Here is a 14,995-nt window from a genome sequence, read left to right as displayed (position 1 = left end):
CAAAATTCTCCCCCAGTGATCGTTCCCACGCTCTGCGTGGGAATGCATCCCGTGACGCTCCGCGTCACCCGTGCGCAGGACTTGAGCCCTGCATTGTCAGCGGGACGCGGAGCGTCCCCGGCGGCATTCCCACGCAGAGCGTGGGAACGATCATCTCCACAGCTCTCAGCGACCGAGGTACACCTCGATCACCCGCTCGTTATCCTGCACCTGTTCCAGCGACCCTTCGGCCAGCACGCTGCCTTGGTGCAACACGGTGACGTGGTCGGCGATCGAGCCGACGAAGCCCATGTCGTGTTCCACCACCATCAGCGAATGCTTGCCCGCCAGGCTCTTGAACAGTTCGGCAGTGAATTCGGTTTCGGCGTCGGTCATGCCCGCCACCGGTTCGTCGAGCAGCAGCAGTTGCGGGTCTTGCATCAGCAGCATGCCGATTTCCAGAAACTGTTTCTGACCGTGGGACAACATACCCGCCGGGCGATTGACCGAGGCAGTCAGGCGAATGGTTTCCAGCACTTCGCTGATGCGATCTTTCTGCTCGCCACTGAGGCGAGCCCGCAGGCTGGCCCACACCGACTTGTCGGTTTTCTGCGCCAGTTCCAGGTTTTCGAACACGCTCAAGGCCTCGAACACCGTCGGCTTCTGGAACTTGCGACCGATGCCGGCCTGGGCAATCTGCACTTCACTCATCTGCGTCAGGTCCAGGGTTTCACCGAACCAGGCTTTGCCATGACTTGGGCGAGTCTTGCCGGTGATCACGTCCATCAGCGTGGTCTTGCCCGCGCCGTTGGGGCCGATGATGCAGCGCAATTCGCCGACGCCGATGTACAGGTTCAGATCGTTCAGCGCCTTGAAACCATCGAAACTGACGCTGATGTCTTCCAGGGTCAGGATGGTGCCGTGACGGGTATTCAGGCCAGGGCCGACGCGTTGGCCGAGGCCGATGGCATCGCGGCTGCTACCTGCATCTTTGTTGGGCTCTACGGGGAAAAACGCCGGTTCGAGCATGAATTCAGCCGTTGCAGTGATTCTCATGATTCGCCCCTTTTCTTCAGCAGACCGATCACACCCTTAGGCAGATACAACGTCACGACGATGAACAGCGCACCGAGGAAAAACAGCCAGTACTCCGGAAACGCCACGGTGAACCAGCTCTTCATGCCGTTGACCACGCCGGCACCGAGCAGCGGGCCGATCAGCGTGCCGCGACCACCCAGCGCCACCCACACGGCGGCTTCGATGGAGTTGGTCGGCGACATTTCACTCGGGTTGATAATCCCGACTTGCGGCACATACAGCGCGCCCGCCAAGCCGCACAGCACCGCGCTCAACACCCAGACGAACAGCTTGAAACCGCGTGGATCGTAGCCGCAGAACATCAAGCGGTTTTCCGCATCGCGCAACGCGGTCAGCACACGGCCAAACTTGCTTTGCGCCAGCCGCCAACCGATGAACAGGCTCGCCACCAGCAGCAACACCGTGGCGAAAAACAACACTGCACGCGTCCCCGGTTCAGTGATGCCAAACCCGAGAATGGTGCGGAAGTTGGTGAAGCCGTTGTTGCCGCCAAACCCGGTTTCGTTGCGGAAAAACAGCAGCATCCCGGCGAAGGTCAGGGCCTGGGTCATGATCGAGAAATACACGCCTTTGATCCGCGAACGGAAGGCGAAGAAACCGAACACCAGCGCCAGCAGTCCAGGCGCCAACACCACCAGACACATGGCCCAGAGGAAGCTGCTGGTGCCGGTCCAGTACCACGGCAATTCGGTCCACGAGAGGAAGGTCATGAACGCCGGCAAGCCATCGCCCGAGGCCTGGCGCATCAGGTACATGCCCATCGCGTAACCGCCGAGGGCGAAGAACAGACCGTGACCCAGCGACAACAGGCCGGCGTAACCCCAGACCAGATCGAGGGCCAGGGCGACGATGGCGTAGCAGAGAATCTTGCCCACCAACGTCAGGGTGTAGGCCGAGACGTGAAAAACACTGATGGGCGATAACAGCGACAGCAGCGGCAACGCCAGCAGTAAAACAAGGATCACCGCGCCAACAGCGAGGGTGACTTTTGGGCCGGCCTTTTGTGTGGCCGTGAGCAGTAGGGGCTGATTCATCAGTCGATCACCCGTCCTTTCAGTGCGAAGAGGCCTTGCGGACGTTTCTGGATAAACAGAATGATCAGCGCGAGGATCAGGATTTTGCCCAGCACCGCACCGATCTGCGGTTCGAGAATTTTGTTGGCTATCCCTAAGCCGAAGGCGGCCAAAACACTACCGGCCAATTGACCGACACCGCCGAGCACGACCACCAGGAACGAGTCGATGATGTAGCTCTGACCGAGGTCCGGGCCGACGTTGCCGATCTGGCTCAGCGCCACGCCGCCGAGGCCGGCGATGCCCGAGCCGAGGCCGAAGGCGAGCATGTCGACGCGCCCGGTCGGTACGCCGCAGCAGGCGGCCATGTTGCGGTTCTGGGTGACGGCGCGCACGTTGAGGCCCAGTCGCGTCTTGTTCAGCAGCAGCCAGGTCAGCACCACCACAAACAAGGCGAACGCGATGATCACGATGCGGTTGTACGGCAGCACCAGATTCGGCAACACCTGAATCCCGCCCGAGAGCCAGGCCGGGTTGGCCACTTCAACGTTCTGCGCGCCGAACACCAGGCGCACCAACTGAATCAGCATCAGGCTGATGCCCCACGTGGCGAGCAGGGTTTCCAATGGGCGGCCGTAGAGGTGACGAATCACCGTGCGCTCCAGCGCCATGCCAATCCCGGCGGTGACAAAAAACGCTACCGGCAAGGCAATCAGCGGGTAGAACTCAATGGCTTGTGGGGCGAAGCGCTGGAACATCAGCTGCACCACGTAAGTCGAGTAGGCGCCGAGCATCAGCATCTCGCCGTGGGCCATGTTGATCACGCCGAGCAGGCCGAAGGTGATCGCCAGCCCCAACGCCGCGAGTAGCAGGATCGAACCGAGGGACATACCACTGAACGCCTGCCCGAGCATCTCGCCGATCAGCAGTTTGCGCTTGACCTGGGCCAGGCTGGTTTCGGCGGCGGTGCGCACATTGGCATCGGCTTCGACGCCGGGTTCGAGCAACCCTTCGAGGCGGGTGCGGGCCAGCGGGTCGCCGGTTTCGCCGAGCAAGCGCACAGCGGCGAGGCGCACAGTCGGGTCGGTGTCGACCAGTTGCAAATTGGCCAGTGCCAGGCTCAGGGCGGCGTGAACGGTTTCGTCTTTTTCGCCAGCCAGTTGCTGGTCGAGGAATTTCAACTGCGCCGGTTTGGCGCTTTTCTGCAATTGCTGCGCGGCGGCCAAGCGGATTTTGGCGTCGGCGGCGAGCAATTGGTGGCTGGCCAGCGCGGTATCGATCAGACCGCGCAGGCGATTGTTCAGGCGCAGGGTTTTTGGTTGGCCATCGATGGTCAACTCACCTTGTTGCAGGGCGTTGATCAATTCGATACGAACCGGATCGGGCTGCGCGGCCCAGGTTTCCAGGAGTTTGGCTTGCTGCACGGGATTGGCCGCGACGAAGTCTTCGGCGTCGCCGGCGTGGGTGGCCATCGGCAATAACAGCGCGAGGGCGAGGATCAAGCGGTAAAGGGTGGGCATAACGAGTGTCCTGTATTGATCGTTCCCACGCTCCGCGTGGGAATGCAGCCCGGGACGCTCCGCGTCCCAAAGCGGACGCAGAGCGTCCGTTGAGGCATTCCCACGCAGAGCGTGGGAACGATCAGGCTAAGCGGGGTGAATCAGTTGCTCTTCACCGCATAGTCCGGCTTCTTGTCGTTACCCTGAATGAACGGGCTCCACGGCTGGGCGCGGATCGGCCCTTCGGTCTGCCACACAACGTTGAACTGACCGTCGGCCTGAATCTCGCCGATCATCACCGGTTTGTGCAGGTGGTGGTTGGTCTTGTCCATGGTCAGGGTGTAGCCGGACGGCGCGGCGAAAGTCTGGCCGGCCAGGGCTTCGCGGACTTTGTTGACGTCGGTGGACTTGGCTTTCTCCGCCGCTTGCGCCCACATATGGATACCGACATAGGTGGCTTCCATCGGGTCGTTGGTCACCGCTTTGTCAGCGCCCGGCAGGTTGTGTTTCTTGGCGTAGGCCTTCCAGTCGGCGACGAACTTCTTGTTCTGCGGGTTCTCGACCGACTCGAAGTAGTTCCACGCCGCGAGGTTGCCCACCAGCGGTTTGGTGTCGATGCCGCGCAGTTCTTCTTCGCCCACGGAGAACGCCACGACCGGAACGTCGGTGGCTTTCAGGCCCTGGTTGGCCAGCTCTTTATAGAACGGCACGTTGGAGTCGCCGTTGACCGTAGAGATGACCGCCGTCTTGCCACCGGCGGAGAATTTTTTGATGTTGGCGACGATGGTTTGATAGTCGCTATGACCGAACGGGGTGTAGACCTCTTCGATGTCCTTGTCCGCCACGCCTTTGGAGTGCAGGAACGAGCGCAGGATCTTGTTGGTGGTGCGCGGGTAGACGTAGTCGGTGCCGAGCAGGAAGTAACGCTTGGCGCTGCCGCCTTCTTCACTCATCAGGTATTCCACTGCCGGGATCGCCTGCTGGTTCGGCGCCGCGCCGGTGTAGAACACGTTCGGCGACATTTCTTCGCCTTCGTATTGCACTGGGTAGAACAGCAGGCCGTTGAGTTCTTCGAACACTGGCAATACCGACTTACGCGACACCGACGTCCAGCACCCGAACACCACGGCGACTTTGTCCTGCGTCAGTAATTGCCGGCCCTTTTCGGCGAACAGTGGCCAGTTCGATGCCGGGTCAACCACCACCGGCTCCAGCATCTTGCCGTTGACGCCGCCCTTGGCGTTGATCTCGTCGATGGTCATCAACGCCATGTCTTTGAGCGAGGTTTCGGAGATCGCCATGGTCCCGGACAACGAATGCAGAATACCGACCTTGATGGTCTCGGCGGCCTGGACAGTCCAGGCCATGCCCATCGCGGCAATGCTTGCCGATAGTGTGAAAGCCTTGATCAAACTGCGACGCTTCATTGTGCGATCTCCATGAACGTTAAAGTTTTTTATGGTTGGCAGATGCGGACGACTGAAGGGTCTTTAGCAAGGGCTGTGCCCGGTCGGGGAAGGGCAAGGAAATGTCGTATTAGAGCGGTTGCGGGGTTTGGATGACGCACCATGAAGGATCGCGTCTGGCGCGTTGGTGCGAGAAGATGCGCCACATTGGGGCGCAGGTGTCGTGCGCTGAATCTATGCACGACACAAGTCCTGTGGGAGCGGGCTTGCCCGCGATAGCGGTGTGTCAGGGGCGGGGATGTTGAATGTGCCACCGTCATCGCGGGCAAGCCCGCTCCCACAGGGACAGCGGTCATTAACAAAATTTGTGTACGGCACAAATCCTGTGGGAGCGGGCTTGCCCGCGATGAACGATAACGCGGTCTACGCCGGGTCGACGTTGTCCAGCGCCCGGTTCACCGCCAGTTCCGCGAGCATGATGACCTGCTGAATCGCCATCGCTGTATGGCGCTGCGGGCCGATCAGGTTGTTGGCGAAATCGCTGGCCAGGACACTCGCCGAGGCCAACGATTCACAGGCGTGGGCCAGCAGGCTTTCGGTGCCGGCATCCGGGGCAACCAGGAACAGGGTGCTGGGGCGGCGGGGTTTTTCGGTGTATTGCACCGGGGGATCGAGGTAGTAGTCGAGGGCGCGTTTTATGGCTTCGCGATCTTTGAGGAGGTCGTCGTCGCGTGATTTTTCGGCTTCGGGAATGGTGATATCGATGGGTGGATCGGGAACAATTTTCTTACTCATTGAAACGTCCTCTAAGCAATTGGAACCATCACTCGTCGTTTCTCACGCGACGGAGTGGTGGCAGCTATGTGCGGGGTGAGAAACCGGTAGAGAGGACTAATTCCGGCCGGACCGAAGTCCGCCCGCACACAGCCGCCATAGGACATTGCAGGCAGCGGATAAGCTGGCGGCAATTATGGTGGTACTGGCGGTGGATTAAAACCTCTACCGGGTTCTCACACCCGATCGCTGAGTTTTCAGCGACAGCCCAAGACTAGAGGGCCCACGTCCGACGAACAACCTGAAAACCCCGTGGGAAACTTCCCGGTTTCGACACATCCGTTAAACATTCAAAAGCGCAACGCGGAGCGTCCCTGGCGGCATTCCCACGCAGAGCGTGGGAACGATCAAGCAGACGCAGAGTTGCAATCCCTGTGGGAGCGAGCCTGCTCGCGATAGCGGTGGGTCAGCCGAGGTGATGTTGGATGTGCCGCCGCTATCGCGAGCAGGCTCGCTCCCACAATGGATCAGCGGCGGCGCATCAGGCCGATGAAGAACAACCCACCAATCGCGGCGGTGGCGACGCCGATGGGCAAGTCTTCCGGGGCGATCAGGGTGCGTGCGGCCACATCGACCCAGACGAGGAACAGACTGCCAAGCAACACGCATACCGGCAGCAATCGCCGGTGCTCCGCCCCGACCAACCGCCGCGCAATGTGCGGCACCATCAGCCCGACGAACCCGATGGAACCGCTGATGGACACCAGCACGCCGGTCATCAACGAGGCAATCAAAAACACCCGCAAGCGCACGGTGCGAGCATTCAGGCCAAGCGTCACGGCAGTCTGCTCACCGGCCATTAACGCATTCAACGGACGAGCCATCCCCAGCAACAACACCAACCCAAGCAACACACTGGCGGCTGGCACCGCGAGCAATTCCCAACGCGCCAATCCGAGCCCGCCAAGCATCCAGAACATCACCGCAGAACTCGCGCGATGGTCGCCAAGAAACAACAGCAAATTGGCAATCGCCATCATCACGAACGACACCGCCACGCCGCACAACAGCAGCCGATCACTGTCCAGCCGCCCATGACGGTTGGCGATCATCAGCACGATCAACATGCTCAACAACGCGCCGATAAACGCCGCAATCGGCAAGGTCAGCAGCCCGACGATTTCACCGACATGCAGCACCACGATCACCGCACCGAGGGTGGCGCCGGAGGTGACCCCGAGCAAGTGCGGATCGGCCAATGGATTGCGCGTCACCGCTTGCAGCACCGCGCCAATCAACGCCAGACCAGCGCCCACCAGCGCGCCGAGCAACATACGCGGCACGCGGATCAGCCAGACGATGTGTTCCTGGCCGGCCGTCCAGTCCGGCACACCGAAACCCAAAATCTTGTGCAGCAATATTCGCCACACCACGTCCACCGGCACGCGCGCGGGGCCTGCGCCCAGCGACACCACGCACGACACCAGCAACAGCGCGCCGAGGACGGTCAGCAACAAGGCATAGCGACGATCGATCATTCGCCGTGGAAACCCTTGGCCAGGGTTTCGACCGCCAACACATTGTCGATCCCGGGCGTGGCCTGCACGTAAGGGATGACGATGAAGCGCTGGTTCTTGATCGCATCCACCGATTGCAGCGCCTGGTTATTGAGCAGGAATTGCTCTTTCTGCTCCGCGGTAACTTCGCCGTAATCAACGATCACGATCACCTGCGGATTACGCTCGACCACGTTCTCCCAATTGACCCGAGTCCAGCTCGCCTCGACATCATCGAGAATATTGCGCCCGCCCGCCGCGTCGATCAGCGCTTGAGGCATGCCGAGTCGCCCGGAGGTCATGGCCCGATCTTCACCACTGTCGTAGAGAAACACCCGAGGTTTGTCCGTCGGCAGATCCTTGCGCACCTCGGCGACTTGCGCCTGCATCTGGGCAATCACGGCATTGGCGCGGTCCTGCACGTCGAAGATTTTCCCGAGGTTGCGCAGGTCGTTGTAGGTGTCTTCCAGGCTGGCCGGTGGGCGCTTCATCACGAAGGCGCAAGACTCGGTGAGTTCGTAAACGTTGATACCCAGCGGCTGCAGGGTTTGCGGCGTGAGATCACCGCCGACGCGCATGCCGTAATCCCAGCCGGCGAAGAAGAAATCGACGTTGGCGTTGAGCAGGGTTTCCACCGACGGGTACTTGGCCGCCAGCTCCGGCAAGCCGTCGAGGATGGTCTGCATCTCGGGCGTCACCGACTTCCAGCCGGTCACGCCGCTGTAGCCGGCCATCTGCGGTTTGAGGCCGAGGGCGAGCATCATCTGGGTCATGTTGATGTCATGGCTGACCGCGTGTTTCGGCGCTTGCTTGAACGTCACTTCGCGGTTGCAGCTCTGGACGGTCAGCGGGTATTTCGTGGCCTCGGCGAAGGCTTGGGCACTGCCCAGCAACAGAGTGAGACACAGCAGGGAACGCAAAGTCATGGTTGGGTTATCCAGGTGATTCGTGGGTAGCCGTGCAAGGGATGGTCGTCGATCAGGGCGTCGACGCCGAATACGTTGTGCAAAAGTTGGGCGGTCAGGACTTCTTTGGGTGGGCCGCTGGCGACGATGCGCCCGTGATTGATCACGTACAGCCGGTCGCAAAAAGCTGCCGCCAGATTGAGATCGTGAATGCTCGCCAGCGTGCCGATCTGCAGACGCTTGACCAGTTGCAACAGCTCCAGCTGATAGCGCGGGTCGAGGTGATTGGTCGGTTCGTCGAGGATCAGCAATTGCGGTTGCTGGGCCAGGGCGCGGGCGAGGATCACTCGCTGTTTTTCACCACCGGACAGGGTGGCGAAGGCATGGTCTTCGAAGCCTTTGAGGCCGACCGATTCGAGGGCGTGAGCCGCGAGTTTTCGGTCTTCAAGGGTGTCGCCATCAAACAACCCTTTGTGCGGCGTACGGCCCATGACGACCACTTCATCCACGGACAGGCCGAAGGCGTCGGGGAACTCCTGCAACACCACCGCGATGCGTTGCGCGCACCAGCGTGAGGATTGCTTCCAGACGTTGTAATGGTCGAGTTTTACCTCGCCGCGCTCCGGTTTGCTGAAGCGATAGGCGCAACGCAACAGACTGGTTTTGCCGCTGCCATTGGGACCGATCAACCCGACGAACTCGCCAGCAGCCACGTGCAACGATGCGTCACGCAGCTGGAACTGGTGATGGCAATGGCCGTGGCCCAGGGGTGTCCAGGCGAGGTTCGTGAGGTTCAGCGAGGTCATGCGTGTTCCCTTGGCATTTTCGGTGTTGCTGATGGCCCCATCGCGGGCAAGCCCGCTCCCACAAGGATTGCGCGATTCCTGTGGGAGCGGGCTTGCCCGCGATGAGGCCCTTGGATCAAAAGGTGCAGTCAGCGGTGACGAAAAACGATCGCGGATCGCCGAGGATCCACTGCCGGCCGTCATTGTATTGGCTTTACGCGTACGCGTATCTCGCCTGTTTCATGATGAAGGTGAGGTGGATTCAGTTTGTCTCTGTGGATGCCTTTTTAATCGCAAGAGCGCTCGGGGAACTATCAGTTATGAGAGTAGGCAGCCTCACTGAACAACGTTACCGTGACATATCCAGATGCAAAGGACTGCCCCTATGCTCAGGTTCATGTCGCTGATGGTTTCGGTGACAATTATTGCCAGTGTGCAATGCGCTCGCGCTCTGGCAGAGGAGCAATCCTGCTCATCTGCCTGGGAGCAAAGCGCTGCCCGTGCCAGTTGCAAGCCTCTAAAGACGGCGTCGTTGCCAGAGACACCACCAATGGCCGTATCCGAACCGCAAGGATGCCGGATCAGGGTCATCTGCCGGAACCAATTCGGAGGTGGTTCACCGGTCGATTATCCCAACCTTGATCGTCTCAGCGTCCAACGCCTGCGTAACTGCAATGGAGAATTGAAGATCGATGGCTGCTAATGATGAGGGACTGACCCAGGCCAGCCCCCGCACATTCTGAGTCAAGCCGCCGGGCCGGTTTCAGCCAGGCTATTCAGGCGAGAAAGCAGCACTCGATCCAACACCCACACCACCACCAACGAAGCCGCCACCAACGGAAACATCACTGCCAGCCCGAACATGATGACCATCGCGGTTTTCCATTTCGGCAGGTCGTGACGCAACGGCGGTACACCAAATTTTCCCTGTGGCCGGCGCTTCCACCAGATCACCACACCGCTGACGGCGCTGAGCAAAATCATCAGGCAGATCAGCAGCACGATGATCTGATTGAACGGGCCGAACATCTTGCCTTCGTGCAGCATCACGCCGACTTCCGTGGCCCGGGCGACGTTGCTGTAATGCGTCCAGCGCACGTCGGCGAGGACGTCGCCGGTGTACTGATCGACATGCAAGGTGGCATCGTTGCGCGGGTCGTCGGCGAACAAGGCGATGGTGAACACGCCGGTGGCTGTAGTGGGGAAGGTGATGCTGTAGCCGGGCTCGACCTTGCGCTGCACGGCGATGTTTTGCACGTCTTGCAGGCTGATGGTCGGCGCGGCCGGGCCGGCTTTAGTGCCGGTGTGAGCCATGTGTTCGGCGTGGTCGCCGGACATCGGCATCGGCGTGTTTTCCATGGCCCACGGCACGGTCTGGCGCGTGGCGCTGTTGAGGCTGCGGGCCTCGACGTCGGACTTCGGCACGTCATTCCACATGGCTACCGGGAAGCGGTTCCAGAGGTCGGCATATTGCTTGCCCCAGAACCCGGTCCAGGTCATGCCGCTGAGCAGCATCACCAGCAGCAATGCTGCGCCCCAGAACCCGGTCACCGCGTGCAGATCGCGCCAGAGCACTCGGCCGCGACTGTTCAAGCGAGGCCAGAGAATCCCGGCGGACTGGCCGCGCGGCCACCACAAAAATACCCCGGAGACCACCAGCACGACGCCCCAACCGGCGGCCAGTTCTATCAGCCGATCACCGACGGTGCCGATCATCAATTCGCCGTGAATCGAGCGCGCAATCGCTTGCAGATTCTTCTTCGCGTCTTGCTCGCCAAGGATGTCGCCGTGGTATGGATCGATGAACACATTCAGTTCATGACCTTCATTGATCACCACAAATTGCGCACTGCGTTCGGCGTTGACCGGCGGCAGGTACTGTTTGATCTGGCCCTGTGGATACGCCTCTTTCACCCGTTTGAGCAGGTCATCGGCGGAGACTTTGTGGTGAGCGGCCGGGACGTTCAGCAGGCTGCCGTACATCAACGGATCGAGTTGCGGTTTGAACAGGTAGATGATGCCGGTCAGGGCCAGCATCACCATGAATGGCGCGACGAACAGACCGGCATAGAAATGCCAGCGCCAGGCCAGGTTGTAGAAATTCGGTTTGGGCTGTTTCATTCGAGTGCTCCGCTAGGCTTGGGTCTTTTAGTTGTTTGGTAATTGATTGCAGACAAGGGGTGAACACCGGAACCCCTGTGGGAGCGGGCTTGCTCGCGAAAGCGGTGGGTCAGTCGACATCATTGTTGAATGTCAGTCTGCCTTCGCGAGCAAGCCCGCTCCCACATGGCCGGTGTTGAACCTGCCCGCGAAGCTCTTAAAAACTCATATCAACCTTGGTCCAGAGCGTGCGCCCCGGTTCGTTGATGGCTTGCGGATCATTGGCCGGGAAGCCGAAACCGGCGTTGCCGGCCAGGTTCAAGTGTTCGGCGTAAGCCTTGTTAAAGAGGTTGTCGACGCCGCTGCTGACCTTCCAGTTCTTGTTGATCCGGTACGCACCGTTGAGCGAGAACACGCCGAACCCCGAGCTCGTGTCGAAGTCTTTGCCAACCACGTTGCCCTTGTTCTGGTCGATGCGGTTTTGCGCCGCAACCACCCTCCACAGTGCACCGGCGCTCCAGTTGTCTTCGCTGTAGGTCAGGCCGAAACGCGCATCCAGCGGTGGCATTTGCGGCAGGGCGCTGCCGTCGCTGCTGTTCTTGCCCCAGGCGTAGGCCAAGGTCGCGTCGGCTTTCCAGTTGGCCGTCAGCTTGTAGGCCGCCCCGAGTTCGCCGCCCATGATTCGCGCGTCGATGTTCTCGGCTTGCGAGGTCATGCCCATCATCCCCGGCGTGTAGTTGAACAGGATGTAGTCGCGCACCTGTCCGACATAACCTGAGGCCCAGGCTTCGAGGTCTTCGGTCTTGTATTGCAGGCCGAAGTCGAGCTGGGTGGTTTTCTCCGGTTTGATCGAGTCGAAGGCATTCACCGAACCGGCGGGGCCGGACTTGGGCGAAAACAGCTCCCAGTAATCCGGGAAACGCTGAGCATGACCGAGGCCCGCGTACAGCGTGGTCGGGCTGTCAGCCAGGTCATGTTCGTAACGGACGAAACCGCTGGGCAAGGTGTCGGCGCGGGTGTCGTCGGCCGTCGGGTTCGGGCGGGCCATCATCCCGGAGCCAATGGTCTGCCGATAATCCTTGGCCGACGCGCGATCCAGTCGTGCACCGGTGATCAACCGATCACGGTCGGCGGCGTACCAGGTCAGCTCGCTGAACACGCCGTAGTTGTGGAAGTCGGCGTCCTTGTTGCGCGGTACATCCTTGTAGGCGTCGACGCCCATTGCGCTACGTTGGCGATGTTCGTTGGTCTGTGCATCCAGGCCGCTGATCAGTTGCACATCGGCCCAGCGCCAGGTGGCTTTGATCCGCGCGCCGAGGGTCCGGCGGTCGACATTGGAGGCCATGGGACCGGCCATCATCCCGGTGCCGGACGGCGTGCGCAGGGTGTAGTTGTCCATCACGTGGTCGGCGTAGTTGTAGTAGACCTGCGCCTCGACCTTATCCAGCACTTCACCGATATTTGACTGTTCGAAACGCAGGCCCAGGCTTTCGCGCAAGAACTGCGAACCGTCCATGCCGCGCCCGGCGTAACGGGCTTCGCCATCGCCCTTGCCGGCGGTCAGTTCCAGCAGCGTGTCGGCGCTCGGGGTCCAGCCGACAGCGACGTCGCCGTTCCACTTGTCATAGCGCGAGGGCACGGTGTCATTGTTGCCGTCCTTGTAGTCGTCGGAATGGGCGGTGTTGCCGATCACGCGCACGTAGCCCAGCGGCCCGCCGGCAGCGGCGTCCACCACTTTGTCGAAACGACCGTTGGAACCGGCCAGCACGCTGGCGTTCACCCGGGTGCCGAGTTCGCCGAAGCTTTCCGGCTCACGGTCGAACAGGACGGTGCCGGCCGATGCGCCGGGGCCCCAGAGCACGGTTTGCGGGCCTTTGATGACGGTGAGTTTGTCGTAGGTTTCCGGCGAGATGTACGAGGTTGGCGCATCCATGCGGCCGGGGCAGGCGCCGAGCATCATGCTGCCGTTGGTGAGGATATTCAGTCGCGAGCCGAACATGCCGCGCAGTACCGGATCGCCGTTGGTGCCGCCATTGCGCACCAGGGCGAAGCCGGGGATGGTTTTCAGATAGTCGCCACCGTCGCTGGCCGGCACTGGTTGGCGCGGGTCCTTGGGGTTGGTGACGATGGTCAGCGGCGAACTCGGCGCGATGGCGGTGATCACCGTCGGGCTCAGTTCTTCGGTGTGCTCGGCGTGTTCATCGGCCAGCACCATCGGTGTCAGCAGCAAGCCACAAAGAACGGCGGTGGCATGCCTGAAGCGAACGCGGGATTCGTTCAGGGCAAAAGAAGCCTGGGCAGCGCCCAAACGTGTGTCAGCAGAAAACCTGGACATGACAATTTCCATCGAACAGTCGTAAACGACACGGTCGGCAGCCTGCGGCTGTCTTCTAAACCGTGTGAGATCGGAGGTGGGTGTTTACGCGACGATGGGCGGGGCGCGGGTGCGGGCACCGGGGAAGAAGGTTTGCCGGGCGTGGCCCAGGCGGGTGGAGGGAGTGCTGAAAGTGGTTGTCTGTGGACTGTCGAAGGCGACGAAAGACTGACCGCCAGTGAGCGCCGGGCAATTGAACAGCAGGCTGCAATAGCCGCATTTTTCCCAGAGTGCGTGATGGTCGGCTTTGGGTGGGCAGTGCTCGGCGGCGGGTTGCGCGCCATGTTCCATGGCCGACATGTCCATGGGCATGTCCATCGACATGCTCATGGATACTTTCATCAAAGCCGAGGCGCGTTGATCCATCGGCATCGACTGAGAAATCAGCGGGCCGATAAAGATCATCAGCATGGCGAACAGGCTGATCCAGCTGCCGCGCGTCAGGCTCATTGGCTGACGGCGGTGCACGGATGACCGGGTGCCAAGCGGGCGCATGGGCGTTTTCAACGTGGGCGATTACTGAGCGTGCATATGCTCTTGCATGCCGTCAGGCGCCTTTTTCTGCACCGCGACCTCGACCGTCACATCGCCGGATTTTTCGAAGTGCATCGTCAGCGGGAAACGCTTGCCGTCGCTCAACAGGCTGCGGTCTTTCAGTTCCAGCAGCATTACGTGATAGGCCATCGGTGCGAAGGTGACTTCGCCGCCAGCCGGAATCTCGACGCTCGGCACTTGCTGCATTTTCATCAGGTCATTTTGCTTCACGTGCTCGTGCAATTCGGCCTTTCCCGAAATTGGCGAGTCAACGCTCAGCAGTCGGTCGGCGGTTTTGCCCTTGTTGTGAATCACGAAATACGCCGCGACGGTGGGCGCGTTGGGCGGCAACTCTTGCGACCACGGATGGGCGATCTCAAGCTCGCCAGCCTTGTATTCGTGAGCATTGGCAAAACAGGCAGGCAGCAGCAATACAGCCAGAACGATGAGTTTGTTCAACATGGCAGTTCTCCAGAACGATTCAAAACGCAGGTCAATTGCGAGAAGGAATCACACCAGAGGGGACGCACGGGGGTTGAGACTCGGCCATTGCTGGCGCGGTGTAGGGGTGTCGAGCGTGGCAGGTGGCAGGCTTCGATTGGCCTCGAAACGCGCGTAATACAACTGCGGAGCATGCCCTGGCAACGCCACCAATGGCGCAGAACCCGAGCAGCACCAGCAATGCTGCATGTTGGAATGATCGTCGCTCTGCGGAGCTTTCTGCTCGATATCGCCCAGGGAAATCGCCACCAGCCTGGTGCCGTTGGAAGAGCAGAAACTGCCCCACAGCAACTGTTCGGCCGGCGATTTCGCCGTCTGCGCCATCGCTCCGGACATCGGCATGGCGAGCATGTTGAACAGCACTGCAAAGCAGGCGATCCAGGCAAATGCGAGCCGTTGTCGGGACATGAGGGCAGATCCGGTTGAGTGGGCAATCAGGCGCGGGCTATTTAGCCTGATCAGGGGCGATAA

The 14,995-nt window shown here is 60.8% G+C and carries 13 protein-coding genes; all 13 read right to left on the bottom strand.

Translation table 11 applies throughout. The features are described 5' to 3' along the window. Positions 1 to 165: 165 nt before the first annotated feature. Entirely contained in the window at positions 166 to 1,035 is an 870-nt protein-coding gene (gene urtD / locus AC1RQB_RS19265; protein WP_063341712.1) for an urea ABC transporter ATP-binding protein UrtD, read from the bottom strand. After that, positions 1,032 to 2,111, bottom strand: coding sequence for an urea ABC transporter permease subunit UrtC (urtC, locus tag AC1RQB_RS19260; protein WP_063341711.1), 1,080 nt, complete (start codon positions 2,109 to 2,111; stop codon positions 1,032 to 1,034). The genes urtD and urtC overlap by 4 nt, the downstream gene beginning before the upstream one ends. After that, positions 2,111 to 3,610, bottom strand: a complete 1,500-nt coding sequence (gene urtB / locus AC1RQB_RS19255; RefSeq protein ID WP_063341710.1) for an urea ABC transporter permease subunit UrtB — start codon at positions 3,608 to 3,610, stop codon at positions 2,111 to 2,113. Before urtB ends, urtC begins: the two co-directional genes overlap by 1 nt. Before the next feature lie 140 nt (positions 3,611 to 3,750). Beyond that, on the bottom strand, positions 3,751 to 5,016 hold the full coding sequence (gene urtA, locus AC1RQB_RS19250) for an urea ABC transporter substrate-binding protein (RefSeq protein WP_007907378.1): 1,266 nt from the start codon (positions 5,014 to 5,016) through the stop codon (positions 3,751 to 3,753). Between the two features lie 402 nt (positions 5,017 to 5,418). Next, positions 5,419 to 5,790 carry a DUF6124 family protein gene (locus AC1RQB_RS19245; protein ID WP_063341709.1) on the bottom strand — a complete coding sequence of 124 codons (372 nt, stop codon included), beginning with the start codon at positions 5,788 to 5,790 and terminating at the stop codon, positions 5,419 to 5,421. 506 nt (positions 5,791 to 6,296) lie between these two features. Next, on the bottom strand, positions 6,297 to 7,307 hold the full coding sequence (locus AC1RQB_RS19240; protein ID WP_063341708.1) for a FecCD family ABC transporter permease: 1,011 nt from the start codon (positions 7,305 to 7,307) through the stop codon (positions 6,297 to 6,299). Further along, positions 7,304 to 8,251 (bottom strand): ABC transporter substrate-binding protein, encoded by a 948-nt coding sequence (locus AC1RQB_RS19235; protein WP_063341707.1) that lies wholly within the window; start codon positions 8,249 to 8,251, stop codon positions 7,304 to 7,306. The genes AC1RQB_RS19240 and AC1RQB_RS19235 overlap by 4 nt, the downstream gene beginning before the upstream one ends. Further along, positions 8,248 to 9,036, bottom strand: a complete 789-nt coding sequence (locus AC1RQB_RS19230) for an ABC transporter ATP-binding protein (RefSeq protein ID WP_063341706.1) — start codon at positions 9,034 to 9,036, stop codon at positions 8,248 to 8,250. The genes AC1RQB_RS19235 and AC1RQB_RS19230 overlap by 4 nt, the downstream gene beginning before the upstream one ends. A gap of 723 nt (positions 9,037 to 9,759) precedes the next feature. Next, positions 9,760 to 11,136 carry a PepSY-associated TM helix domain-containing protein gene (locus AC1RQB_RS19225; RefSeq protein WP_063341705.1) on the bottom strand — a complete coding sequence of 459 codons (1,377 nt, stop codon included), beginning with the start codon at positions 11,134 to 11,136 and terminating at the stop codon, positions 9,760 to 9,762. 196 nt (positions 11,137 to 11,332) lie between these two features. Further along, positions 11,333 to 13,450, bottom strand: a complete 2,118-nt coding sequence (locus tag AC1RQB_RS19220; protein ID WP_063341704.1) for a TonB-dependent copper receptor — start codon at positions 13,448 to 13,450, stop codon at positions 11,333 to 11,335. 84 nt (positions 13,451 to 13,534) lie between these two features. Further along, the gene (locus AC1RQB_RS19215) at positions 13,535 to 13,984 is read right to left on the bottom strand and encodes a DUF2946 domain-containing protein (RefSeq protein WP_063341703.1); all 450 of its coding nucleotides are present in this window, start codon (positions 13,982 to 13,984) and stop codon (positions 13,535 to 13,537) included. Positions 13,985 to 14,005: 21 nt separating this feature from the next. After that, a complete protein-coding gene (locus AC1RQB_RS19210; protein ID WP_063341702.1) occupies positions 14,006 to 14,485 on the bottom strand; it encodes a copper chaperone PCu(A)C in 480 nt (159 codons plus the stop codon). Positions 14,486 to 14,533: 48 nt separating this feature from the next. Further along, positions 14,534 to 14,932 (bottom strand): DUF2946 domain-containing protein, encoded by a 399-nt coding sequence (locus tag AC1RQB_RS19205; RefSeq protein WP_063341701.1) that lies wholly within the window; start codon positions 14,930 to 14,932, stop codon positions 14,534 to 14,536. Positions 14,933 to 14,995 lie beyond the last annotated feature (63 nt).

It is taken from the genome of Pseudomonas sp. GW822-FHT02E03 (genome assembly GCF_058802325.1).
This window is presented reverse-complemented; position numbering and strand designations above follow the sequence as displayed.

What these genes read in the sequence shown, in the direction of transcription:
- urtD (WP_063341712.1), bottom strand. Translation starts at nt 1,035, where the DNA reads ATGAGAATCACTGCAACGGCTGAATTCATGCTCGAACCGGCGTTTTTC.
- urtC (WP_063341711.1), bottom strand. Translation starts at nt 2,111, where the DNA reads ATGAATCAGCCCCTACTGCTCACGGCCACACAAAAGGCCGGCCCAAAA.
- urtB (WP_063341710.1), bottom strand. Translation starts at nt 3,610, where the DNA reads ATGCCCACCCTTTACCGCTTGATCCTCGCCCTCGCGCTGTTATTGCCG.
- urtA (WP_007907378.1), bottom strand. Translation starts at nt 5,016, where the DNA reads ATGAAGCGTCGCAGTTTGATCAAGGCTTTCACACTATCGGCAAGCATT.
- AC1RQB_RS19245 (WP_063341709.1), bottom strand. Translation starts at nt 5,790, where the DNA reads ATGAGTAAGAAAATTGTTCCCGATCCACCCATCGATATCACCATTCCC.
- AC1RQB_RS19240 (WP_063341708.1), bottom strand. Translation starts at nt 7,307, where the DNA reads ATGATCGATCGTCGCTATGCCTTGTTGCTGACCGTCCTCGGCGCGCTG.
- AC1RQB_RS19235 (WP_063341707.1), bottom strand. Translation starts at nt 8,251, where the DNA reads ATGACTTTGCGTTCCCTGCTGTGTCTCACTCTGTTGCTGGGCAGTGCC.
- AC1RQB_RS19230 (WP_063341706.1), bottom strand. Translation starts at nt 9,036, where the DNA reads ATGACCTCGCTGAACCTCACGAACCTCGCCTGGACACCCCTGGGCCAC.
- AC1RQB_RS19225 (WP_063341705.1), bottom strand. Translation starts at nt 11,136, where the DNA reads ATGAAACAGCCCAAACCGAATTTCTACAACCTGGCCTGGCGCTGGCAT.
- AC1RQB_RS19220 (WP_063341704.1), bottom strand. Translation starts at nt 13,450, where the DNA reads ATGTCCAGGTTTTCTGCTGACACACGTTTGGGCGCTGCCCAGGCTTCT.
- AC1RQB_RS19215 (WP_063341703.1), bottom strand. Translation starts at nt 13,984, where the DNA reads ATGCGCCCGCTTGGCACCCGGTCATCCGTGCACCGCCGTCAGCCAATG.
- AC1RQB_RS19210 (WP_063341702.1), bottom strand. Translation starts at nt 14,485, where the DNA reads ATGTTGAACAAACTCATCGTTCTGGCTGTATTGCTGCTGCCTGCCTGT.
- AC1RQB_RS19205 (WP_063341701.1), bottom strand. Translation starts at nt 14,932, where the DNA reads ATGTCCCGACAACGGCTCGCATTTGCCTGGATCGCCTGCTTTGCAGTG.